Source organism: Bradyrhizobium sp. ORS 285 (genome assembly GCF_900176205.1).
In the GTDB taxonomy this organism is placed as follows: domain Bacteria; phylum Pseudomonadota; class Alphaproteobacteria; order Rhizobiales; family Xanthobacteraceae; genus Bradyrhizobium.
The window spans coordinates 7,620,094-7,642,162 of record NZ_LT859959.1 but is presented as its reverse complement, the minus strand read 5'-3'; the positions used below and the strand labels follow the sequence as shown (position 1 = coordinate 7,642,162).

Below are 22,069 nucleotides of genomic sequence, written 5' to 3'. Positions count from 1 at the left end.
TTGGTGGCAGAAAGCGCATCCTTGAGGCGAGAGACGATGACCTCCTTGAAAACAACGCCAGCGCTCAGTTCCACCGGCATCGAGGCCCGCTGTGCCGCCACCGGCATGCGCATGACCGAGCAGCGCCGGGTCATCGCCCGCGTGCTCGCAGAAGCCTCCGACCATCCCGACGTCGAGGAATTGTATCGGCGCTGCGTCGCTGTCGACGACAAGATCTCGATCTCCACGGTGTATCGCACCGTGAAGCTGTTCGAGGACGCCGGCATCATCGAGCGCCACGATTTCCGCGAAGGCCGCGCCCGCTACGAGCAGATGCGTGACAGCCATCACGATCATCTGATCAATCTGCGCGACGGCAAGGTGATCGAATTCACCTCCGAGGAAATCGAGAAGCTGCAGGCGGAGATCGCCCGCAAACTCGGCTACAAGCTGGTCGACCATCGCCTGGAGCTGTATTGCGTGCCGCTCGACGAAGAGACGAATGGCTGACGCAGCACAGGCTTCCCCGCTCGATCTCGTCATTTTCGATTGCGACGGCGTGCTGGTCGACAGTGAGGTGATCTCCTGTCAGGCGCATGCCGACGTGCTCAGCCTGTGCGGCTATCCGATCACCGCCACCGAGGTGTTCGACCGGTTTCTCGGCCGCTCGTCGAAACAGGCGACCATGGAGGTCGAGGCCGAGCTCGGCCGCAGCCTGCCCGATGATTTCAATGCGAGGTTGCAGGAGCGGCTGTTCCGAACGTTCGAGCAGGAGTTGCGCCCCGTCGCGGGGATTTCGGACGCACTCGACGCGCTCGACCTGCCGGTCTGCGTCGCCTCCTCCGGCTCGCACCAGCGCATGCGCGTGAGCCTCGGCGCAACCCGGCTGTATGACCGGCTGGCGCCGCACATCTTCTCGTCGTCGCAGGTCGAGAACGGCAAGCCGGCGCCGGACCTGTTCCTGTTCGCGGCCGCCCAGATGAACGCGCGGCCGGCCGCCTGCGTCGTCGTCGAGGACAGCATCGCCGGTATTCGGGGCGGTCTTGCGGCCGGCATGACCGTGCTCGGGTTCCACGGCGGCAGCCATTGCCGGCCGCGCTATGCCGACAGCCTGCGCCAGGCCGGAGCCACGCTGGTTTTCGACGACATGCGGCAATTGCCAGCGATTCTGGGCCAGCTTGGCGAGAAAACCGCCCCGCTCGCTGGATTTTCGGCGGTCTAGCCTATATCTGAGCGCGGCGCCGAGATTGGCGCTCCCGACCGCATGCAAGGTTTCATGACGCCGCCGCGCAAGCTGCACATCAAGTCCTATGGTTGCCAGATGAACGTCTACGATGCCCAGCGCATGGTGGACACGCTTGCGCCTGAGGGCTTCGTCGAGACCGCCGAGGCCGGCGACGCCGACCTCGTGATCCTCAACACCTGCCACATCCGCGAGAAGGCATCCGAGAAGGTCTATTCGGAGCTTGGACGCCTCAGGGTGGCGAAGGAGGAGGCGGCGAAGGCCGGCCGTGCGATGCAGATCGCCGTGGCGGGCTGCGTGGCGCAGGCGGAAGGCGGAGAGATCATCGCCCGCGCGCCCACCGTCGACGTCGTGGTCGGCCCGCAGAGCTATCATCATCTGCCGCAGCTGCTCGCCCAGGCGGGCCGCGGCGAGCGCGCGATCGAGACCGAGTTCCCGGCCGAAGACAAATTCGGCTACCTCGCCAAGCCCAGCCGCGAGGCCATCCGTGCCCGTGGCGTCTCGGCTTTCGCGACGGTGCAGGAAGGTTGCGACAAGTTCTGCACCTTCTGCGTGGTGCCGTATACGCGCGGCAGCGAGATGTCGCGGCCGGTGGCGCGGATCGTCGACGATGTCGTGCAGCTCACCGAAAGCGGCGTCCGCGAGATCACGCTGATTGGCCAGAACGTCAACGCCTACCACGGCGAAGGCCCCGACGGCCGCACCTGGACGCTGGGCCGGCTGCTGTACAGGATCGCCGAGATTCCGGGGGTGGCGCGCATCCGCTACTCCACCAGCCATCCCAACGATGTCGATGACAGCCTGATCGCCGCGCATCGCGATCTCCCGGCGGTGATGCCGTTCGTGCATCTTCCGGTGCAGTCGGGATGCGACCGCATCCTGGCGGCCATGAACCGCAAACACAGCGCCGCTGATTACCTTGAGGTCGTCGACCGTTTCCGCAGCGCGCGGCCCGACATTGCATTCTCTTCGGACTTCATCGTCGGGTTCCCCGGCGAGACCGAGGAAGATTTTCGCGCCACCCTCGCGCTGATCGACCAAATCGGCTACGCTGCAGCCTATTCTTTCAAATATTCGCCGCGCCCGGGCACCCCGGCGGCGGACATGCAGGAGATGGTGTCAGCGACCGAGATGGACGAGCGATTGGAGCGACTCCAGAGCTTGATCGACAGCCAGCAGGCAGCCTTCAACAAGGCCGCGATTGGCTCGGTCGTCGACGTGTTGTTCGAGCGCGCGGCGCGCAAGCCGGGCCAGCTGGTCGGACGCACCGCCTACCTGCAACCAGCCCATGTAATGGCGTCCGACGACATCATCGGTCAGGTTCTGCCTGTCAGGATCGACAGCCTCGAGCGTTACAGCCTGCTTGGCGAACTCGTCACGACAGGCGCGGCGCCCCGCCCGGACGCTGCATCCCTCATGTCCATCGGAGGCTGAGCACTTGCCCAAGAGCGCATCGGATTCATCTTCCCTCGCTCCCAGCCGCAAGTTCGACCGCGACATGTCCATGCCCCCTGAAACCCAGGTCGTCATCGATTTCGACGACAACCGCGCCGCTTCCGCCCTGGTCGGCCCGTACGGCCAGAACCTCGCGCTGCTCGAGCGCCGCCTCGGCGTCGTCGTCGATTCCCGCGGCAACCACATCACCATTGGCGGCAGCCGCGACGGCTGCGACGCCGCGCGCCGCGTGCTGGAATCGCTGTACGCGCAGGCGGTGAAGGGCATGGACCTGTCGCAGGGCGACGTCGAAGGCGCGATCCGCGCCGTGGTCGCGCAAGGTTCGCTGTTCGAGTTCGACGCCAAGAATGCGAAGAACGCGTTCGAGAGCATCAATCTGCGCAAGCGCCCGGTGCGCGCCCGCACCGCCGCGCAGGATTCCTACATCCGCGCGCTGAAGCGCCACGAGCTGGTATTCGGCATCGGCCCGGCCGGCACCGGCAAGACCTGGCTCGCGGTCGCGCATGCCGCGCAGCTGTTCGAGCGCAAGGAAGTCGATCGCATCATCCTGTCGCGCCCTGCAGTCGAGGCCGGCGAGCGGCTCGGTTTCCTGCCCGGCGATCTCCGCGAGAAGGTCGATCCCTACCTGCGCCCGATCTACGACGCACTGTACGACCTGATGGATGCGCGCGTCGTCGAGCGCGCGCTGCAGGCCAACGAGATCGAGATCGCGCCGCTCGCCTTCATGCGCGGCCGCACCCTGACCAACGCCGCGATCATTCTCGACGAGGCGCAGAACACGACATCGATGCAGATGAAGATGTTCCTGACGCGTCTGGGCGAGAACAGCCGCATGATCATCACCGGCGATCCCTCACAGGTCGATCTGCCGAATGGCCAGACCTCCGGGCTCGCCGAAGCCGCACGCCTGCTCGACGGTGTCGAGGGGATCGCGCAGGTCAGGTTCACCGGCGAGGACGTCATCCGCCACGAATTGGTGGCGCGCATCGTTGCCGCCTATGAGGGCCCGAAAGCCCGCTGACGCGAGAGCACACACGCCGATGCGCGCGTCGTGAAGCGCCATCCGCACAGATATCGATCAGGATGCCACAAAGTCCCATTCCCATTACCGAGGTCATTGTCGCCGCCGATTGCTGGCAGGACCAGCCCGACGCCGAAGACGTCATACAACGCGCCATCCTCGCCGCCGCCGAGATGGTCGAGGCCGATGTCGGCGACGCCGAAATCGCGGTCATGCTCACCGATGACCGGGGCATCCGTACGCTGAACAGCAACTGGCGCGGCATCGACAAGCCAACCAACGTGCTGTCGTTTCCGGCGCTGCAGCCGACCGGCCTGCGAAGCGAGGACGACGCGCCGCGCATGCTCGGTGACATTGCCATTGCCTATGAGACGATGCGGCGCGAGGCCGACGACGAGCAGAAGCCGTTCGAGCATCATCTCAGCCATCTCACCGTGCACGGCTTCCTGCATCTGATCGGCTACGATCACGAGACCGACGACGAGGCCGAGGAGATGGAGGCGTTGGAGACCGAGATCCTGGCCCATCTCGGCATCCCCGATCCCTATGCCGACCGGGAACGGATCAATTGACCATGGCCGATTCCGAGCCCATCCACGACAATCCGCGCAACACGCGCAACCTTCCGGCTGTCGTGCCGCCGTCCGAGCTCGGCCGCTCGCCGAGCGAGAGCTGGCTGCTGCGCGCGCTGCGCAATCTGTTCGGCTGGAAGGGCGGCGGCTCCGTCCGCGACGATTTGCAGGTCGTGCTCGATGCCTCGACGCCTGACGACATCGGCTTCTCCGCGGTCGAGCGCACGCTCCTGCGCAACATCCTCGACCTGCACGAGCGGCGCATCGCCGACGTCATGGTGCATCGCGCCGACATCGTCGCCGTCCGGCGCGACATCACGCTCGGCGAACTGATGAGCCTGTTCGAGAGCGCGTCGCATTCACGGCTCGTCGTCTACAACGACACGCTCGACGACCCCGAGGGCATGGTGCACATCCGCGACCTGCTCGCTTACATGACGGCGCAGGCGCGCATCTCCGATGATGCAAAGGCCCGGCGCAAGAAGCCGCTGCCCGCCGGGCTCGACCTGAAGAGCGTCGAGCTGTCGATGCCGCTGTTCGAGGCCAATATCATCCGCAAGCTGCTGTACGTGCCGCCGTCGATGCGCGCGATCGACCTGCTGGCGCAGATGCAGGCCTCGCGCATTCATCTTGCGCTGGTGGTCGACGAATATGGCGGCACCGACGGGCTGGTCTCGATCGAGGACATCGTCGAGCAGATCGTCGGCGAGATCGACGACGAACATGACAGCGACGAGCCGCCGGCGATCATGCGCCAGGCCGACAACGCCTTCATTGCGGATGCCCGCGCCAGCCTCGACGACGTGCGCCGGGTGATCGGCGAGGAGTTCGTGACCGGCGAGGCCGGCGAGGGCGTCGAGACGCTCGGCGGCTATCTCGTCAACCATGTCGGCCGGCTGCCGGTGCGCGGTGAGCTGATCTCCGGCCCCGGCAACTTCGAGGTCGAGGTGCTCGACGCCGATCCGCGCCGGGTCAAGCGCCTGCGGATCGCGCCGCGCAAGGAGCGGCCGGTGCCGCGGCCGCCGCGCGAGAGCCGGCGCCGCGAGGCGTTGTCCGAGACGGGCACGCCGTCGGAGCCATCGCGGCCGGCCGATGCCAGCCCGGCGCCCAGCAATGACGACAGCAGCCCGCCCCAAGGCGACGGCGCAAAAGGCGACGGAGCAAGCTCACAGTGATCCGCACCACGATGATGCGCGACCTCGCCGCCAGCGTCGTTCTGGCCTGGGGTTGGAGGCGCGCGGCGATCGCGCTCGCCGCCGGCGCCGTCTCCGCGCTGGCGATGGCCCCGTCCAATGCGTGGCCGGTGCTCGCCGTCACCTTTCCCGTAATGGTTTGGCTGATCGACGGCGCGGCGGCGGGACGGCGGCGCGGCATCCCGGCAGCGGCCTTGACCGGCTTCTGCTTCGGCATGGGCTATTTCGTGCCCGGCCTGTACTGGATCGGCAACGCGTTCCTGGTCGACGCCGACACCTTCGCCTGGCTGATGCCGTTCGCGGTGCTCGGGCTGCCCGCCTATCTCTCGCTGTTCCCGGCATTGGGCTTTGCGCTGGCGCGCCTGCTCTGGACTCGCGACTCCAGCCGGATCCTGGCGCTGGCGGCCTGTCTGACCGCGAGCGAATGGTTGCGCGGCCACGCGCTGACCGGCTTTCCCTGGAACACCTTCGGCTACGCCCTGTCGCAGCCGCTCGCGCTGGCGCAATCGGCGTCGCTGATCGGCATCTGGGGCATGACGTTCCTCACCATCGCGATTTTCGCCAGCCCCGCGGTGCTGATCGACGGCAAGAGCTGGCGCCAGCGTTGGCAGGTTCCGGCCGCAGCCGGCGCGCTGCTGATCGTGATGGGCGTGTTCGGCGCCATCCGGCTGGGCCAGCACCCGACCGCCTTCGTCCCCGATCTCAAGCTGCGGATCATGCAGCCCAACCTGCAGCAGGACGTCAAATTCAACTACGGCGCCAAGGCCGAGGTCATGCGGCACTATCTGGCGCTGTCCGACCGCGCCACGGGGCCGAAGGCGACCGGCGTGCGCGATACCAATGTCCTGATCTGGCCTGAATCGGCATTTCCGTTCTTCCTGACCCGCGAAGCCGACGCCATGGGCCAGATCGCCGACCTGCTATCGCCCGGGACGGTGCTGATCACCGGTTCAGTGCGCGCCCCGGACGGCCCGCGGACCACGCCGATCACCCGTGCCTACAATTCGATCTATGTGATCGACCACGACGGCACCGTGCTCTCGGTCTACGACAAGCTTCATCTGGTGCCGTTCGGCGAGTTCCTGCCGTTCCAGAATCTTCTCGAGCGGATCGGGCTGGAGCAGCTGACGCGCGTGCAGGGCGGCTTCATTGCAGGCACCATGCGACGCAACCTGGACGTGCCACACGCACCGCGTGTTCTTCCTTTGATCTGCTACGAGGCCATCTTTCCGAGTGATAGTGTGCCGCACGAGGAGCGACCGGGCTGGATTGTTAATCTCACAAATGACGGCTGGTTCGGCATATCGACTGGTCCTCATCAGCATCTGCAGCAGGCGCAGTGGCGCGCGATCGAACAGGGACTTCCATTAGTTCGATCAGCGAACACGGGCATCTCCGCAGTGATCGATCCTGTCGGCCGCATCGTCGCGCAACTATCTCTCGGCGCGGAAGGCGTGCTGGATTACGCGCTGCCTGTTGCGCTGCAGCCCTCTATTTATGCGAGATTTGGCGATATCCCTGTGGCCATTCTGTTAGTGCTCGCCCTGAGCACGGTCGTTCGCAGACGTGTTGCTCAAAAGCTTCCCTGACGGCAGCAAGATCTGAATTCTTTCCGGGTGCGTAAGATTTTTTTTGACATCCAAAACCCCAAGTGTTGACAGATAGCTGCTGCAATTCGCATTCTCGCGCGGCAGCATGATCCGCTCAGTTCGCTGCTCGACCGTCCATCGTTAGTACGACATGCGAGCAGAAATTGACGGTGTGAGCGCCTGAGGCATACTGCGATCGCCTCGTTCCGAGGCCCTGATTCAAGGAGTTGAGAGATGTCGACGAAAGCGCCCAACCCTGTTGACAAGCATGTCGGCAGCCGGGTGCGGATGCGCCGTATCATGTTGGGCATGAGCCAGGAAAAACTTGGTGAGGCTCTCGGACTCACGTTCCAGCAGATACAGAAGTACGAAAAAGGCACCAATCGAGTCGGCGCCAGCCGGATCCAGCAGATCTCAGAAGTCCTGCAGGTCCCTGTCTCGTTCCTGTTCGAAGGCGTCCCGAGTGGTGGGACCAATGGTGAAGCTTTCGGCGAGGGCGCCTCTCCGGCCTATGTGTCTGATTTCCTGGCAACCTCTGAAGGACTGGCGTTGACCCGCGCATTCACGCGGATCCACGACTCCAAGCTTCGCCGCAGCATCGTCGACCTGGTCGAGCAGATCGCTGATCGCGAGGCACCGGAAGAGGGCTAGAGCTGAGCCACGCTGATGCGCTGGCGCTGACATTCCTATTGCGACCGCTCTCATATGAACGCTTCTCATATGAATGTCAGCGCCTCCGGGGGGCCATGAGCGAAGCCAGCTTTGCGGACGTTGCGGATACGGCTCGTGTTCCGCAATGCCGATGAGCCGATAGACAAGTTGGATGATGATCATTAGAGCGCGATGGCTCCCCTTCGGGAAACGCTGTCGCGCTCTAAATCATTTTGTGCGCATGTGGCGCCCGGCAGCGGGCAGCAACGCCGGCCGAGATTCGCGCGTCAACGCCCTCCATTTGATACCTTTCGCTAACCATCAAGAACTCCTGACCGAAACTCATGACCACCACAGTCAATCCGTTCGATAGTCGCACAATTCTCGATGGCATCCGGCAATGGGTCGAGATCGAGACCCCGACTGACGCCCCCGATCAGGTCAACCGACTGGCCTCGGTGGTCGCCGACGGCTATCGCGGGCTCGATGTCGCGCTGGAGCGGATCGCGGGGCGCGATGGCTGCGGCGATCATCTGGTGGTGCGCTCCTCATGGGGACAGAACGAGCCGGGCATCCTCGTGCTGAGTCATCTCGACACGGTGCATCCGCTCGGCTTCATCGAGCGCCTGCCGTTCTCGATCGATGGCGACATCGCTTACGGCCCCGGCATCTACGACATGAAGGGCGGCGCTTATCTCGCCTATCACGCCTTCCGCCAACTCTGCACCGCCGGCGAGACAACGCCGCTCGGCATTACTCATTTGTTCGTCTCCGACGAGGAGATCGGCAGTCCGACGTCGCGTGCGCTGATCGAGGACGAAGGCCGCAAGGCCAAATATGTGCTGGTCACCGAGCCGGCGCGCGATGGTGGCAAGATCGTCACCGGCCGCAAGGGCGTGGCCCGCTTCGACGTGTCGATCCGCGGCATTCCTGCGCATGCCGGCACGCGCCCACAGGATGGACGCAGTGCGATCCGCGAACTCGCCAACGTGATCCACGCACTCGAAGCGCTCAATGACACCGAACGCGGCATCACGGTGAATGTCGGCGTCGTCCGCGGCGGCACGCGTCCGAACGTGATCGCCGAGGAAGCCTATGCCGAGGTCGATGCGCGGCTGCCGACACCTGGCGATGCCGACGAGATCGTGCCGAAGATCCTGGGCTTGAAGTCGCGCAGCGAAGGGGTGACCGTCGAGGTCAGGGGCGAGGTCAATCGGCCGCCTTACGTCAAGGGCAATGCCGGCGCAGCGCTGTTCGAGCATGCGAGAACGCTCGCGGAGGAGCTCGGCTTCGATCTCGTCGACACCTATACGGGCGGCGGCTCCGACGGCAATTTCACGGCGCCGTTCACGGCAACGCTCGATGGTCTCGGCGTCGACGGCAAGGGCGCGCATACGCATTACGAGCAGATGTTCATCTCCTCGATCGAGCCGCGCGCGCGGCTGCTGCACCGTCTCTACCAGACCCTGCGATGAACACCGCGATGATCCCCGTCGACGACGATCACACCGGCACCGAGGCCCTGCATGGCCACGGCTCGTTCTTCGGCCGGCGCAAGGGCCACAAGCTCCGTGCGCACCAGGCGGATCTGGTCGAGAACCTGCTGCCGCACCTCGCGCTCGATCTCTCCGCTCCCGCCGATGTCGTGCTGCCTGGGCTGTACGACCCGCCGGTCGAGGCGCTGCGTCTCGAGATCGGATTCGGCGGCGGCGAGCATCTCGCCGCCGAGGCCAAGGCGTTTCCGACGACCGGCTTCATCGGCTGCGAGCCCTACGTCAACGGCATGGCGAAGATCCTCTCGGCGATCGAAGCCGACAACATCGCCAATGTCCGGCTGCTCGCCGGCGATGCCGCCGAACTGCTCGCCTGGCTGCCGCCGCAATCGCTGCAACGGATCGATCTGATCCATCCTGATCCCTGGCCGAAGCGGCGACATTGGAAGCGGCGCTTCGTGCAGGACGCGACCATCGTCGCGATGGCCCGCGCGCTCAAGCCGGGCGGAGAATTCCGCTTCGTCAGCGACATCGCCGATTACTGCGCCTGGACGCTTTGGCATCTGCTGCGCTCGCCTGATTTCGCCTGGACAGCGGAGCGCGCCGACGACTGGCGCCTGCCATGGCCGAACTACACGATGACGCGCTACGGCCGAAAGGCCACGCGCGAGGGGCGCGTAGCGAACTATCTGATCTTCCGTCGGCGTTGATGCCGCCGCGCTAGAGCATGATCCGGAAAAGTGGAAACCGGTTTTCCGAAAAGATCATGCTCAAACAAATAGATTAGATCATGATGCGTTTCCGCCGAAACGCATCATGATCTAATGACGCGTCTTCCAGAACGCCACCACGCGCTCGGCCGTCGATGAAGACAGGCGTGCATAGTTCACGCGGATGGCATCGAGGTCGCGCTGCGCGGGCACGCGCCTCGGCCCAAGGCGGAGCTGGATCAGCGCCTGCACGGTGCTCCAGTCGAGGCCGACGGTCCGGCCGAGAATGAGCAGCGGATCGTGGCGATCGCCCGACACCAGCCGATCGAGAGCCGCGAGCTTCAGCCCGGTCATCGCGGCCAGCGCAGCGATGACCTCTTCATATTTGTGCTCGCCTGCAAAGCCGAGCAGCGCGGCTTCATCCAGGGCGTCGGCTTCATAGAGCGACAGAATCGTCCGCTGCGCCGGCACGAAGTTGCGCTTGCTGGCGGCTGCGCTCACGGTCCCTGCGAGCTCCGCAACGGCCTGCCTGATCTTGGTCTGCCGCTCCGGCCCGACCACATCGAACAGCCGGCGCTTGACCACATCGAGAGAGCCTTCGAGCAGCCGCTTGAGGTGCTCGTCAGAGAGATCGCCACGCTTGCCAACCGCAAGCGTCAGCACGCCGTCGAAACTTGCACGATTGATCAGGTCCGAATAGCCGCGAGCCGAAAACTCCGCACCATCGTTCGCTGCCGTCCGCCGCACCACATCGCGATCACCGCGGCGCACCAGCACATCCGTCGTCTCCGGCGAGAGCCGCGCGCGCTCGGCGATCGCGAGCAGATGGCCCTGGCTCTTGCCTTGGGCGATGTCGATCAGCGCGCCGTCGTCGAGCGCCGGCGAACGGCGCAGCAGCGGACCGGCCACCGCGACTTCATCATCGCGCGCGAGCTGGCCGATCACGACGCGCGGTGCTTTCACGAGCCGCGACAAGCGCTCGGACAGATCGACCCGCGTCGCCCGATCCGCGAGCGGCACCAGATCGACCAGCAGGCCGTCGAACAGATTGATGTGCTCGGGGCGCAGCCTCGTTGCGTCTTCAAGAAAGAGATCGGCAATGCGACGCGTCGCCTCGACGCAACGCTCCGCGTCGCCGTGCCGGACAATCCCGTCGAGGCCGGGGATCAGCGCAGTAGCTGGGGTCATGACAACAACTCATACGCAACGCGACACATGTCCGTGCCCCGCCTCCGAATGAGCGCCGGACGTAGGGCACGCCACCTGATGGCTATTTTTAGATGATCTTGGTGAATGAAGGATTAGGCCCGGCCCACGGCCCTGTACGGGCCCGCCGGACGCGTGGGCACGCTCATCTGGGGTTCCGGCCTCCGAGTCTGGCCGAGACAACCCTTGCCGACAGCCGGCAAAGCGGCTATATGAGCGCCATCAAACATCATCTCATATACGATCGCGTAGTGAGGGTGGGCCCTTCCGGACCCGCTCTTTTTTGTTACCTGGATCGCTCCGCCCCTGGCGCGATCGGTCCGGTGAGCGCGATCGAACCGGCCTGACGGTCAAAACATACGGCCGAAACAAGCAAGACACGCGATCGACGCCTCGATGACGGAACCGACCCTCACAGCCGCTGATACCGACCTTCTGACCGAGCCCCGGCTCGTCGTCGAGCCGGGCGTGGCGGCGCGCGTCGCGGCAGTGGCCGACCCGGTGCTGCAGGGAATGGGTTACCGCCTGGTGCGGATCCGCATCTCCGGCGAGTCCGGCTGCACCGTCCAGGTGATGGCCGAGCGTCCCGACGGCACCATGCAGATCGAGGATTGCGAGGCGGTGTCGCGGGCGCTGTCGCCGGTGCTGGATATTGCCGACCCGATCGACCGCGCCTACCGGCTCGAGATTTCCTCGCCGGGCATCGACCGCCCGCTGGTGCGCCGCTCCGATTTCGAGCGCCATCTCGGGCATCTCGTGAAGATCGAGATGGCGGTGGCGCATCAGAACCGCAAACGCTTCCGCGGTATCATCAAGGGCGTGGAAGGCGATGGCGTGCGGATCACCCGCGACGACGTCGCCAAGGACCAAGACCCGGATGTCGTGCTGCCGATGACGGACATCGGCGACGCCAAGATGGTCCTGACGGACGAGCTGATCGCCGAGTCCATGCGCCGCGGCAAGGCAGCCGAGCGCGAGAAGAAGCGCGACCTCGGGCTTGCGCCGCCGCTGGCGCCGCATGCCAAGCCGGCGGCCCAGGCCAAGCCGAAACCGAAGTTGAAGGAGAAGCAGCCGGCCAAGAAGCCGCTGCCGACCAACACCAAGAAACATCGCCTCGCCGCCGATCGCGCGCGCAGAGGCGAGATCGATCCTGATTAGAGGAGACTGAACCATGGCCGTCAGCGCCAACCGGTTGGAACTGCTGCAGATCGCCGACGCCGTCGCGCGCGAGAAGTCGATCGACCGCGGCATCGTGATCGCCGCCATGGAAGACGCGATCGCCAAGGCCGCCCGCGCCCGCTATGGCAGCGAGACCGACGTTCACGCCGAGATCGACCCGCGCAAGGGCGAGCTCCGGCTGTCGCGCCACATGCTGGTGGTCGAGAAGGTGGAAAACCCGTCCAACCAGATTTCGCTCGACGACGCCCGCCGCGCCAACCCGGGCGCGCAGATCGGCGACACCATCGCCGACACCTTGCCGCCGCTCGAGTACGGCCGCATCGCCGCGCAGTCGGCCAAGCAGGTCATCGTGCAGAAGGTGCGGGAGGCCGAGCGCGACCGGCAGTACCAGGAGTTCAAGGACCGCATCGGCGACATCGTCAACGGCGTCGTCAAGCGCGTCGAATATGGCAGCGTGATCCTCGACCTCGGCCGCGGCGAGGCGATCATCCGCCGCGACGAGATGCTGCCGCGCGAGGTGTTCCGCAACGGCGATCGCGTCCGCGCCTATGTCTTCGACGTCCGCCGCGAGACCCGCGGGCCGCAGATCTTCCTGTCGCGCACCCATCCGCAATTCATGGCCAAGCTGTTCGCGCAGGAAGTGCCGGAAATCTATGACGGCATCGTCGAGATCAAGGCGGTCGCCCGCGATCCCGGCTCGCGCGCCAAGATCGGCGTGGTGTCGCGCGATTCTTCGGTCGACCCGGTCGGCGCCTGCGTCGGCATGCGCGGCTCGCGCGTGCAGGCCGTGGTGAACGAGCTGCAGGGCGAGAAGATCGACATCATTCCGTGGTCGCCCGATATCGCGACCTTCGTGGTCAACGCGTTGGCGCCGGCCGAAGTGGCCAAGGTCGTCATCGACGAGGACCGCGAGCGCATCGAGGTCGTGGTGCCCGACACCAACAACCAGCTGTCGCTGGCAATCGGCCGCCGCGGCCAGAACGTCCGCCTGGCCTCGCAGCTGACCGGCTGGGACATCGACATCCTGACCGAGCAGGAGGAGTCCGAGCGCCGTCAGGCCGACTTCGAGAACTCCACCCGCGTGTTCATGGAATCGCTCAACGTCGACGAGGTCGTCGGTCAGCTGCTGGCCTCCGAAGGCTTCACCTCGGTCGAGGAGCTGGCGCTGGTGGATCTCAAGGATCTGGCCGGCATCGAAGGCTTCGACGAGGAGACCGCGACCGAGCTGCAGACCCGCGCCCGCGAATTCCTGGAGCAGCAGGAGGCCGAGCTCGAGGCCAAGCGCAAGGAGCTCGGGGTCGAGGACGCGGTGAAGGCCGTGCCCGGCGTCACCTCCAAGATGCTGGTCAAGTTCGGCGAGAACGACATCAAGACCGTCGACGACCTCGCCGGCTGTGCCACCGACGATCTGGTCGGCTGGGTCGAGCGCAAGGACGGCGGCGAGCAGACCAAGTATCCCGGCATTCTCGATGGTCTCGAGGTGTCGCGCGACGACGCCGAAGCCATGGTGATGCAGGCCCGCGTCAAGGCCGGCTGGATCACCGAGGCCGATCTCGCCAAGGGCGAGGCTGCCGAGGACGAAGCCGAAGGACAGCCCGCCTGACCCATGATGGACGCCGCGATGACCCCCGCCATGACGCTGCTGGCTTGAGATGAGGAGCCGCACCACCGCATGCTCGCTTTGGCCGACCCCGAGCTCGACAATGGACCGCGGACCCAGAAGTCCGCGACCATGCGCATGTGCGCGGTCAGCCGCGAGGTGCGGCCGATCGGCGAGCTGATCCGCTTCGTGGTCGGCCCGTCGGGCGACGTCGTGCCCGACATCAAGCGCAAGCTGCCCGGACGGGGGTTGTGGATCACAGCCTCGCGGCTGGCGGTTGCGGAAGCGGTGCGGCGTCACCATTTCAGCCGTGGCTTCAAGACAAACGTCCGCGCCCAACCGACGCTCGCCGAGGATCTCGAGGCCCTGCTGGCCCGGAGCGCGATCGAAGCGCTGGGAATAGCGGCCAAGGCCGGCCAAGTCGTCTCGGGTTTTTCCAAGGTCGAAGCAGCGCTGTCGCAGCGGCAGTCGCGGGCCACATTGGCCGCCCTGATCCACGCCTCGGACGGCGCAGCCGACGGAATTCGCAAGCTCGATGCCATGGTGCGGTCGAATGATGGGGATCAAGGTCAAGCCCTGACATTTCCGATCATCTGCTGCCTCACTTCGGCAGAATTGGATTTGGCACTTGGGCGCTCAAATGTGATACATGCTGCCGTGCTCGCAGGCCCGGCGAGCAGGACATTCCTGTCGCGCAGCCAGACACTGGTCCGATACCGGTCGGCCGACGCTGACAAGATTGCCGGAACCGCGGCCTCGAAATCTGCTTCGACTTCGAAGACATAGCGACGATTACACGACGATTGCACGAATGGGACGGTGCGGCAGACCCGCACGCAGGTAAACGAGATTAGGACGACTGAATGGCCGATCAAAACACTCCGGGCGACAAGAAACTCGGTGTCCCGAGCAAGACCTTGACGCTCAAGCCGCGCGTCGAGACTGGCACGGTGCGTCAGAGTTTCCCGCACGGCCGGAGCAAGCAGGTGGTGGTCGAGAAGCGCGGCACCAAGCGCCGCGTCGGCGATGGGGCGCCCGATGCGCCGCATGCGCCGGAGCCGACCGTCGCCAAGGCGCCGCCACCGCCGCCGCCGAGCAACCGCCCGTCGGGCCCGCGTCCGTCCGGTCCTCAGCGTAGCGGCTCCGGCGTCGTGCTGCGCACCCTGACCGAGGATGAGCGCTCGGCCCGCGCCAGCGCGCTCGCCGATGCGCGCGTCCGCGACATCGAGGAGCGCCGCCAGGCCGAGGAAGAAGCCCGCCGCCGCGCCGAGCGCGAAGCCGCTGAACGCGCCGAGCGCGAGGCTGCCGAGGCGCGCCGCAAGGCCGAGGAAGAGCGTCACCGCCACGAAGAGGAAGCCAAGCGCAAGGCCGAGCTCGAGGCCAAGAAGCGCTTCGGCGAAGGCGAAGCGCCGCGTCCGGCCGCCGCAGCGGCCCCGCAGCCGACCGCGACCGCCCCGGCCCGCCAGGCCCAGGCGCCCGGCCGCCCGATCGGCGCACCCGGTAGCCGGCCGCCGCAGATCGGTGGTCCGAGCTCGCGGCCGCCCGGCACTCAGCCGGCAGGCGCCCGCCCTGCCGGAGCCCGTCCGGCCGGTGGCGGCCCGCTCGGCCGTGCGCCTGGCGTCGCCGCGGGTCCCGACGAGGATGAAGGTCCGCGCCAGATCCGCCGTGGCCCCGGTGGCGCTGCGCGTCCCGCGCCGCCGCCGAAGACCACGCACAAGCCCGGCCCGCAGAAGCAGCGCGGCCGCCTGACCGTCGTCACCGCGCTCACCGCCGACGATGTCCGCGAGCGCTCGATCGCCTCGTTCCGCCGCCGTACCCAGCGCCTGAAGGGCCATGCGGCGAACGAGCAGAAGGAAAAGCTGATCCGCGAGGTCACGATTCCCGAGGCGATCACCATCCAGGAGCTCGCGAACCGCATGTCGGAGCGCGCAGTCGACGTGATCCGTCTGCTGATGCGCCAGGGCGCGATGCACAAGATCACCGACGTGATCGATGCCGACACCGCACAGTTGATCGCCGAAGAACTTGGCCACACCGTCAAGCGCGTTGCCGCGTCGGACGTGGAAGAGGGCCTGTTCGACGTCGTGGACGATTCCAGCGACACCGAGCCGCGTTCGCCGGTCGTGACCGTCATGGGTCACGTCGACCACGGCAAGACCTCGCTGCTCGACGCGCTGCGCCACGCCAACGTGGTGTCGGGCGAAGCCGGCGGCATCACCCAGCACATCGGCGCCTATCAGGTGACGGCGCCGGATAGCGGCAAGAAGATCACCTTCATCGACACGCCCGGCCACGCCGCGTTCACCGCGATGCGCGCCCGCGGCGCCAAGGTCACCGACATCGTCGTGCTGGTCGTCGCGGCCGATGACGGCGTCATGCCGCAGACGATCGAGGCCATCAACCACGCCAAGGCGGCGAAGGTGCCGATGATCGTGGCGATCAACAAGATCGACAAGCCCGACGCCCGTCCCGAGCGCGTCCGCACCGAGCTGCTTCAGCACGAGGTGCAGGTCGAATCGCTCGGCGGTGAAGTCGTCGACGTCGAAGTGTCCGCCAAGAACAAGACCAATCTCGATCGTCTGCTCGAGATGATCGCGCTGCAGGCCGACATCCTCGACCTCAAGACCAATTCGGATCGTCCGGCCGAGGGTACCGTGATCGAAGCCAAGCTCGATCGCGGCCGTGGTCCGGTCGCCACCGTGCTGGTCCAGCGCGGCACGCTGCGGGTCGGCGACATCATCGTCGCCGGCGCCGAGATGGGCCGCGTCCGCGCGCTGATCTCGGATCAGGGCGAGACCTTGCAGGAGGCCGGTCCCTCGGTCCCGGTCGAGGTGCTCGGCTTCAACGGTCCGCCGGAAGCCGGCGATCGTCTCGCCGTCGTCGAGAACGAAGCCCGCGCCCGCCAGGTCACGAGCTACCGCGCGCACCAGAAGCGCGAGAACGCGGCCGCCTCGATCTCCGGCATGCGCGGTTCGCTCGAGCAGATGATGTCGCAATTGAAGACGGCGGGCCGCAAGGAATTCCCGCTGGTCATCAAGGCCGACGTGCAGGGCTCGCTGGAAGCCATTCTCGGCTCGCTGGAGAAGCTCGGCACCGACGAGGTCGCCGCCCGCATCCTGCATGCCGGCGTCGGCGGCATCAGCGAGTCCGACGTCACGCTGGCGGAAGGCTTCAACGCCGCGATCATCGGCTTCTCGGTCCGAGCCAACAAGGAAGCGGCTGCGCTCGCCAAGCGCAACGGCATCGAGATCCGCTACTACAACATCATCTACGACCTCGTGGATGACGTGAAGAAGGCGATGAGCGGCCTGCTTGCGCCGACGCTGCGCGAGACCATGCTCGGCAATGCGCAGATCCTGGAGGTGTTCAACATCTCCAAGGTCGGCAAGGTCGCCGGCTGCCGCGTCACCGACGGCACCGTCGAGCGCGGCGCCAATGTCCGCCTGATCCGCGACAACGTCGTGGTTCACGAGGGCAAGCTGTCGACGCTGAAGCGCTTCAAGGACGAAGTGAAGGAAGTGCAGGCCGGCCAGGAGTGCGGCATGGCCTTCGAGAGCTACGGCGACATGCGTGTCGGCGACGTCATCGAATGTTATCGCGTGGAGACCATTCAGCGCTCGCTGTAAGTCCGAATCCTACAGAGCGCGCTGCATTCAAGTGAGCAGCGATTCCGTGCATCTGCGGAATCGCTGCGCAGCTTGAACTTAACCAAGCGTCGTTGAACTCAATCAGAATGATCCTCTCGCCCGCGTCAGCGCGGGGCGATGATCCATTGGATATTTCGCAACATGCCTCGTCATCATCAGAGGGGAAGCGCGGCTTCCGGGGGCTCGCAGCGCCAGCTGCGCGTCGCCGAAACCGTGCGCCACGCTGTCGCCGACATTCTCAGTCAGGGTCATGCGCACGATCCGGACCTGGAGGGACACATCATTACGGTGCCCGAAGTCCGCATGTCGCCCGATCTCAAGCTTGCAACGATCTACATCATGCCGCTCGGCGGACGCGACACGGACGTCGTGCTCGCGGCGCTGGAGCGCAACAAGAAGTTCCTGCGCGGCGAAGTCGCGCGGCGCGTTAACCTGAAATTTGCACCTGACGTCCGCTTCCGCGTCGACGAGCGATTCGACGAAGCGGAACGGATCGAGAAATTACTAAGAACACCTGCGGTGCAGAGAGATCTCAACTCGGATTCGGAAGAGAGCTGATGACCATTCCCCCCGAAACCGGCACTGTCGAATCGCTTCCCGCCGATACGATCGCCGTCAATGCGAAAAAAAATCATTCGGCCGACGGACGTCCGCGCGACAACAATGATCCGCGCAACAAGCAGCGCCAAGGAAACCATCAGGGACAGCCGCGCCGCGACCGTCGCGACGTTCATGGCTGGGTGGTGCTCGACAAGCCGATCGGCATGACTTCGACGCAGGCCGTCGCCGTTGCCAAGCGGCTGTTCCAGGCCAAGCGCGCCGGCCATGCCGGCACGCTCGATCCGCTCGCCTCGGGCGGGTTGCCGATCGCGCTGGGCGAGGCGACCAAGACCGTTCCGTTCGTGATGGACGGCCGCAAGCGCTACCGTTTCACCGTCACGTGGGGCGCGGAGCGCGATACGGACGACACCGAAGGCCGCGTCGTCCACACCAGCGAGAGCCGGCCGGACGTCGAAGCGATCCGTGCGCTGCTGCCGCAATTTACCGGCCGCATCGAACAGACCCCGCCGCGCTATTCCGCGATCAAGATCCAGGGCGAGCGCGCCTATGACCTCGCCCGCGATGGCGAGGTCGTCGAGTTGCAGCCGCGTCCGGTCGAAATCCACGAATTGACCCTCGTCGACCAGCCCGACGCCGACCATTCGGTGTTCGAGGCGGAATGCGGCAAGGGAACCTATGTCCGGGCGCTGGCCCGCGACATGGGCCGCATCCTCGGCTGCTACGGCCATATCAGCGCGCTCCGGCGGACCCTGGTCGGTCCGTTTACCGAGAACGACATGATTCCGCTGGAACAGCTGGAGGCTTTGTGCAATAGAGCCGCGTCCGGTGAGGGAAACCTCGCCGACGCACTGCTGCCCGTTGAGACCGCGCTGGACGACATCCCGGCACTGGCCGTCACGCGGGCTGACGCGGCAAGGCTCCACCGGGGCCAGGCCGTCTTGTTGCGCGGACGGGATGCGCCCCAGAGTAGCGGCACAGTCTATGTCACGGTCGCAGGCCGCCTTTTGGCGCTTGCCGAAATTGGCAATGGCGAACTCATCCCCAAGCGCGTGTTCAACCTGACCGGACTGACTGCCAGCTCCGGTCGCAACGAAAGAGATTGACGATGTCGGTGACCGCAGAGCGCAAGGCGGAAATCATCAAGGCGAACGCCACCAAGGCCGGTGATACCGGTTCTCCCGAGGTGCAGGTCGCGATCCTGTCGGAACGCATCAACAACCTGACGAACCATTTCAAGACCCACGGCAAGGACAATCACTCCCGCCGCGGCCTCCTGAAGCTGGTGTCGACCCGCCGTTCGCTGCTGGACTATCTGAAGAAGAACGACGAGGCGCGCTACAAGGCGCTGCTCGAGAAGCACAACATCCGTCGTTGAGCTTCGACCTCGAGTGAGCGCGCGCGAGTTCGCGCGCGTGATGGCATGGTCCTGAGAACGCCGCAGGTCGCGGCGTTCGCGAAGTCCGGGATCATGCGGTCTGGCCGGAATCCGGAAAGAAGCGATACGCTGACCCGCCGGTTCCGCCCAGACTGTACAGTACGCCTCAGCAGCAATCCGGCCGCTGGGCGTGACGGGCAAGGTGCCCGTACGACAAGAAGGATGGACGCCATCCGAAATAAGAAAACCATGGCAGGATCGCAGGGCGCTGATCGCAATCCAGCGCCCTGCAATCTTGCGCATGGTTTTTTTGTTTTGGGGGATCTGCCTTCTCTCATCCTATGAAAGAAGATACCCATGTTTACCAAGCATTCCGTCGAGATCGACTGGGGTGGACGTCCCCTCAAGCTGGAAACCGGCAAGATCGCGCGCCAGGCTGACGGCGCCGTCGTCGCCACCTATGGCGAGACCGTCGTGCTGGCGACCGTCGTCGCCGCCAAGGCGCCGCGCGACGGCGTCGACTTCCTGCCCCTGACCGTCGACTATCAGGAAAAGGCCTACGCGGCCGGCCGCATCCCCGGCGGCTATTTCAAGCGCGAGGGCCGTCCGACCGAGAAGGAGACGCTGGTCTCCCGTCTGATCGACCGTCCGATCCGCCCGCTGTTCGTCGACTCCTGGCGCAACGAGACCCAGGTCATCGTGACCGTGCTGTCACACGACATGGAGAACGATCCGGATATCGTGGCGCTAGTCGGCGCGTCCGCTGCGCTGACCCTCTCGGGCGTGCCGTTCAAGGGCCCGATCGGCGCGGCCCGCGTCGGCTTCGCCAATGACGAATACATCCTCAATCCGACCCTCGACGAGATGGCCGACACCCAGCTCGACCTGGTCGTCGCCGGCACCTCGGACGCGGTGCTGATGGTGGAATCGGAGGCCAAGGAGCTCAACGAGGACATCATGCTCGGCGCGGTGATGTTCGGTCACCGTCACTTCCAGCCGGTCATCAACGCGATCATCGAGCTGGCCGAGAAGGCCGCCAAGGATCCGCGCGACGTCGCGATCATCGACAACAGCGCGATCGAGAAGGAGATGCTCGGCATCGCCGAGCAGGACCTGCGCACCGCCTACGCGATTCCGATCAAGCAGCAGCGCTACGCTGCGGTCGGCGCCGTCAAGGAAAAGGTGATGGCCTACTTCTTCCCCGAGGGGCAGGAGCCGAAATACGACAAGCTCCGGGTCGCCGCCGTGTTCAAGGAGCTCGAGGCCAAGATCGTTCGCTGGAACATCCTCGACACCGGCAAGCGCATCGACGGCCGCGATGCCAAGACCGTGCGCAACATCGTCTGCGAAGTCGGCGTTCTGCCGCGCGCCCACGGTTCGGCGCTGTTCACCCGCGGTGAGACCCAGGCGCTGGTCGTGACCACGCTCGGCACCGGCGAGGACGAGCAGTACATCGACGCGCTGTCGGGAACGTACAAAGAGACGTTCCTGCTGCACTACAACTTCCCTCCCTACTCGGTCGGCGAGACCGGCCGCCTCGGCGGCACCAAGCGCCGCGAGATCGGCCACGGCAAGCTGGCCTGGCGCGCGATCCACCCGGTGCTGCCGCCGCATCACGAATTCCCCTACACGACGCGCGTCGTGTCGGAGGTGACGGAGTCGAACGGATCGTCGTCGATGGCGACCGTCTGCGGCTCGTCGCTGGCACTGATGGATGCCGGCGTGCCGCTGAAGCGGCCGACCGCAGGCATCGCGATGGGCCTGATCCTGGAGGGCAGCCGCTTCGCCGTGCTGTCGGACATCCTCGGCGACGAGGACCATCTCGGCGACATGGACTTCAAGGTCGCGGGCACCGAGAGCGGTATCACCTCGCTGCAGATGGACATCAAGATCGAAGGCATCACCGAGGAGATCATGCGTGTGGCGCTCGGCCAGGCGCGTGAGGGCCGCATCCACATCCTGGGTGAGATGTCCAAGGCGCTGACCAACGCGCGCGCCGAGCTCGGCGAATACGCGCCGCGCATCGAGACCTTCAAGATCCCGACCGACAAGATCCGCGAAGTGATCGGCACCGGCGGCAAGGTGATCCGCGAGATCGTCGAGAAGACCGGCGCCAAGGTCAACATCGAGGACGACGGCACCGTGAAGGTCGCCTCCAGCGACGGCGAGGCCATGAAGGCCGCCATCAAGTGGATCAAGTCGATCGCCTCCGATCCGGAGGTCGGCCAGATCTATGACGGCACCGTCGTCAAGGTGATGGAGTTCGGCGCCTTCGTGAACTTCTTCGGCACCCGCGATGGCCTCGTGCACATCTCGCAGCTCGCCGACAAGCGCGTGCAGAAGACTACCGACGTCGTCAAGGAAGGCGACAAGGTCAAGGTCAAGCTGCTCGGCTTCGACGACCGCGGCAAGACCCGGCTGTCGATGAAGGCCGTCGACCAGACCACCGGCGAGGACCTCGAGGCCAAGCAGAAGGACGCGCCCGCCGAGGCGCGCGAAGCCGCCGGCGAGTAAGCTGGTAGCTCATCGATGAGATACGAAGGGCGGCTCTCGGGCCGCCCTTTTCGTTTCGGCGGTCGACATCTCGCAATGACG

The 22,069-nt window shown here is 65.6% G+C and carries 19 protein-coding genes; 18 read left to right on the top strand and 1 reads right to left on the bottom strand.

From position 1 onward, the window contains the following. The first annotated feature begins 36 nt into the window (after nucleotides 1–36). From BRAD285_RS34400 to BRAD285_RS34355, 10 genes are all read left to right on the top strand, one after another. Nucleotides 37–489 carry a Fur family transcriptional regulator gene (locus BRAD285_RS34400; RefSeq protein WP_006615442.1) on the top strand — a complete coding sequence of 151 codons (453 nt, stop codon included), beginning with the start codon at nucleotides 37–39 and terminating at the stop codon, nucleotides 487–489. Further along, on the top strand, nucleotides 482–1,201 hold the full coding sequence (locus BRAD285_RS34395; RefSeq protein WP_006615443.1) for an HAD family hydrolase: 720 nt from the start codon (nucleotides 482–484) through the stop codon (nucleotides 1,199–1,201). Before BRAD285_RS34400 ends, BRAD285_RS34395 begins: the two co-directional genes overlap by 8 nt. Before the next feature lie 54 nt (nucleotides 1,202–1,255). Continuing rightward, a complete protein-coding gene (miaB, locus tag BRAD285_RS34390) occupies nucleotides 1,256–2,656 on the top strand; it encodes a tRNA (N6-isopentenyl adenosine(37)-C2)-methylthiotransferase MiaB (RefSeq protein WP_006615444.1) in 1,401 nt (466 codons plus the stop codon). 64 nt (nucleotides 2,657–2,720) lie between these two features. Beyond that, a complete protein-coding gene (locus BRAD285_RS34385) occupies nucleotides 2,721–3,698 on the top strand; it encodes a PhoH family protein (RefSeq protein WP_050887009.1) in 978 nt (325 codons plus the stop codon). A gap of 62 nt (nucleotides 3,699–3,760) precedes the next feature. After that, nucleotides 3,761–4,270 carry an rRNA maturation RNase YbeY gene (gene ybeY / locus BRAD285_RS34380; protein WP_006615446.1) on the top strand — a complete coding sequence of 170 codons (510 nt, stop codon included), beginning with the start codon at nucleotides 3,761–3,763 and terminating at the stop codon, nucleotides 4,268–4,270. A gap of 2 nt (nucleotides 4,271–4,272) precedes the next feature. Then, complete coding sequence (locus BRAD285_RS34375) at nucleotides 4,273–5,445, top strand: hemolysin family protein (protein ID WP_035648891.1); 1,173 nt, start codon at nucleotides 4,273–4,275, stop codon at nucleotides 5,443–5,445. A gap of 11 nt (nucleotides 5,446–5,456) precedes the next feature. Beyond that, on the top strand, nucleotides 5,457–7,052 hold the full coding sequence (gene lnt / locus BRAD285_RS34370; protein ID WP_172889900.1) for an apolipoprotein N-acyltransferase: 1,596 nt from the start codon (nucleotides 5,457–5,459) through the stop codon (nucleotides 7,050–7,052). Between the two features lie 234 nt (nucleotides 7,053–7,286). Next, a complete protein-coding gene (locus BRAD285_RS34365; protein ID WP_006615449.1) occupies nucleotides 7,287–7,703 on the top strand; it encodes a helix-turn-helix domain-containing protein in 417 nt (138 codons plus the stop codon). 344 nt (nucleotides 7,704–8,047) lie between these two features. Continuing rightward, nucleotides 8,048–9,178: a M20 family metallopeptidase gene (locus tag BRAD285_RS34360; RefSeq protein WP_006615450.1), complete on the top strand. Its 1,131-nt coding sequence runs from the start codon at nucleotides 8,048–8,050 to the stop codon at nucleotides 9,176–9,178. Continuing rightward, entirely contained in the window at nucleotides 9,175–9,906 is a 732-nt protein-coding gene (locus tag BRAD285_RS34355) for a tRNA (guanine(46)-N(7))-methyltransferase TrmB (RefSeq protein WP_006615451.1), read from the top strand. Before BRAD285_RS34360 ends, BRAD285_RS34355 begins: the two co-directional genes overlap by 4 nt. Before the next feature lie 111 nt (nucleotides 9,907–10,017). Here the strand turns inward: BRAD285_RS34355 and BRAD285_RS34350 are convergent, their stop codons facing one another. After that, a complete protein-coding gene (locus BRAD285_RS34350) occupies nucleotides 10,018–11,094 on the bottom strand; it encodes a DUF2336 domain-containing protein (RefSeq protein ID WP_006615452.1) in 1,077 nt (358 codons plus the stop codon). Between the two features lie 414 nt (nucleotides 11,095–11,508). On the opposite strand from BRAD285_RS34350, the gene rimP reads away from it, so the two are divergent. The 8 genes from rimP to pnp all read left to right on the top strand — a co-directional run bounded on the left by rimP (nucleotide 11,509) and on the right by pnp (nucleotide 21,988). Then, nucleotides 11,509–12,270: a ribosome maturation factor RimP gene (rimP, locus tag BRAD285_RS34345; RefSeq protein WP_006615453.1), complete on the top strand. Its 762-nt coding sequence runs from the start codon at nucleotides 11,509–11,511 to the stop codon at nucleotides 12,268–12,270. Nucleotides 12,271–12,283: 13 nt separating this feature from the next. Then, complete coding sequence (gene nusA, locus BRAD285_RS34340; protein WP_006615454.1) at nucleotides 12,284–13,894, top strand: transcription termination factor NusA; 1,611 nt, start codon at nucleotides 12,284–12,286, stop codon at nucleotides 13,892–13,894. A gap of 69 nt (nucleotides 13,895–13,963) precedes the next feature. After that, complete coding sequence (locus BRAD285_RS34335; protein ID WP_006615455.1) at nucleotides 13,964–14,677, top strand: RNA-binding protein; 714 nt, start codon at nucleotides 13,964–13,966, stop codon at nucleotides 14,675–14,677. 77 nt (nucleotides 14,678–14,754) lie between these two features. Continuing rightward, nucleotides 14,755–17,517 (top strand): translation initiation factor IF-2, encoded by a 2,763-nt coding sequence (gene infB / locus BRAD285_RS34330; protein WP_087877708.1) that lies wholly within the window; start codon nucleotides 14,755–14,757, stop codon nucleotides 17,515–17,517. A gap of 162 nt (nucleotides 17,518–17,679) precedes the next feature. Then, nucleotides 17,680–18,096, top strand: coding sequence for a 30S ribosome-binding factor RbfA (rbfA, locus tag BRAD285_RS34325; protein WP_006608907.1), 417 nt, complete (start codon nucleotides 17,680–17,682; stop codon nucleotides 18,094–18,096). Then, complete coding sequence (gene truB, locus BRAD285_RS34320) at nucleotides 18,096–19,202, top strand: tRNA pseudouridine(55) synthase TruB (RefSeq protein ID WP_006608908.1); 1,107 nt, start codon at nucleotides 18,096–18,098, stop codon at nucleotides 19,200–19,202. The genes rbfA and truB overlap by 1 nt, the downstream gene beginning before the upstream one ends. A gap of 2 nt (nucleotides 19,203–19,204) precedes the next feature. Beyond that, nucleotides 19,205–19,474: a 30S ribosomal protein S15 gene (rpsO, locus tag BRAD285_RS34315; protein WP_006608909.1), complete on the top strand. Its 270-nt coding sequence runs from the start codon at nucleotides 19,205–19,207 to the stop codon at nucleotides 19,472–19,474. A gap of 357 nt (nucleotides 19,475–19,831) precedes the next feature. Next, the gene (gene pnp, locus BRAD285_RS34310) at nucleotides 19,832–21,988 is read left to right on the top strand and encodes a polyribonucleotide nucleotidyltransferase (protein WP_006608910.1); all 2,157 of its coding nucleotides are present in this window, start codon (nucleotides 19,832–19,834) and stop codon (nucleotides 21,986–21,988) included. Nucleotides 21,989–22,069: the final 81 nt, after the last annotated feature.

Excerpts from the sequence above, each read along its gene's own strand:
- BRAD285_RS34400 (WP_006615442.1), top strand. The coding sequence starts at position 37 with ATGACCTCCTTGAAAACAACGCCAGCGCTCAGTTCCACCGGCATCGAG.
- BRAD285_RS34395 (WP_006615443.1), top strand. The coding sequence starts at position 482 with ATGGCTGACGCAGCACAGGCTTCCCCGCTCGATCTCGTCATTTTCGAT.
- miaB (WP_006615444.1), top strand. The coding sequence starts at position 1,256 with ATGACGCCGCCGCGCAAGCTGCACATCAAGTCCTATGGTTGCCAGATG.
- BRAD285_RS34385 (WP_050887009.1), top strand. The coding sequence starts at position 2,721 with ATGTCCATGCCCCCTGAAACCCAGGTCGTCATCGATTTCGACGACAAC.
- ybeY (WP_006615446.1), top strand. The coding sequence starts at position 3,761 with ATGCCACAAAGTCCCATTCCCATTACCGAGGTCATTGTCGCCGCCGAT.
- BRAD285_RS34375 (WP_035648891.1), top strand. The coding sequence starts at position 4,273 with ATGGCCGATTCCGAGCCCATCCACGACAATCCGCGCAACACGCGCAAC.
- lnt (WP_172889900.1), top strand. The coding sequence starts at position 5,457 with ATGATGCGCGACCTCGCCGCCAGCGTCGTTCTGGCCTGGGGTTGGAGG.
- BRAD285_RS34365 (WP_006615449.1), top strand. The coding sequence starts at position 7,287 with ATGTCGACGAAAGCGCCCAACCCTGTTGACAAGCATGTCGGCAGCCGG.
- BRAD285_RS34360 (WP_006615450.1), top strand. The coding sequence starts at position 8,048 with ATGACCACCACAGTCAATCCGTTCGATAGTCGCACAATTCTCGATGGC.
- BRAD285_RS34355 (WP_006615451.1), top strand. The coding sequence starts at position 9,175 with ATGAACACCGCGATGATCCCCGTCGACGACGATCACACCGGCACCGAG.
- BRAD285_RS34350 (WP_006615452.1), bottom strand. The coding sequence starts at position 11,094 with ATGACCCCAGCTACTGCGCTGATCCCCGGCCTCGACGGGATTGTCCGG.
- rimP (WP_006615453.1), top strand. The coding sequence starts at position 11,509 with ATGACGGAACCGACCCTCACAGCCGCTGATACCGACCTTCTGACCGAG.
- nusA (WP_006615454.1), top strand. The coding sequence starts at position 12,284 with ATGGCCGTCAGCGCCAACCGGTTGGAACTGCTGCAGATCGCCGACGCC.
- BRAD285_RS34335 (WP_006615455.1), top strand. The coding sequence starts at position 13,964 with ATGCTCGCTTTGGCCGACCCCGAGCTCGACAATGGACCGCGGACCCAG.
- infB (WP_087877708.1), top strand. The coding sequence starts at position 14,755 with ATGGCCGATCAAAACACTCCGGGCGACAAGAAACTCGGTGTCCCGAGC.
- rbfA (WP_006608907.1), top strand. The coding sequence starts at position 17,680 with ATGCCTCGTCATCATCAGAGGGGAAGCGCGGCTTCCGGGGGCTCGCAG.
- truB (WP_006608908.1), top strand. The coding sequence starts at position 18,096 with ATGACCATTCCCCCCGAAACCGGCACTGTCGAATCGCTTCCCGCCGAT.
- rpsO (WP_006608909.1), top strand. The coding sequence starts at position 19,205 with ATGTCGGTGACCGCAGAGCGCAAGGCGGAAATCATCAAGGCGAACGCC.
- pnp (WP_006608910.1), top strand. The coding sequence starts at position 19,832 with ATGTTTACCAAGCATTCCGTCGAGATCGACTGGGGTGGACGTCCCCTC.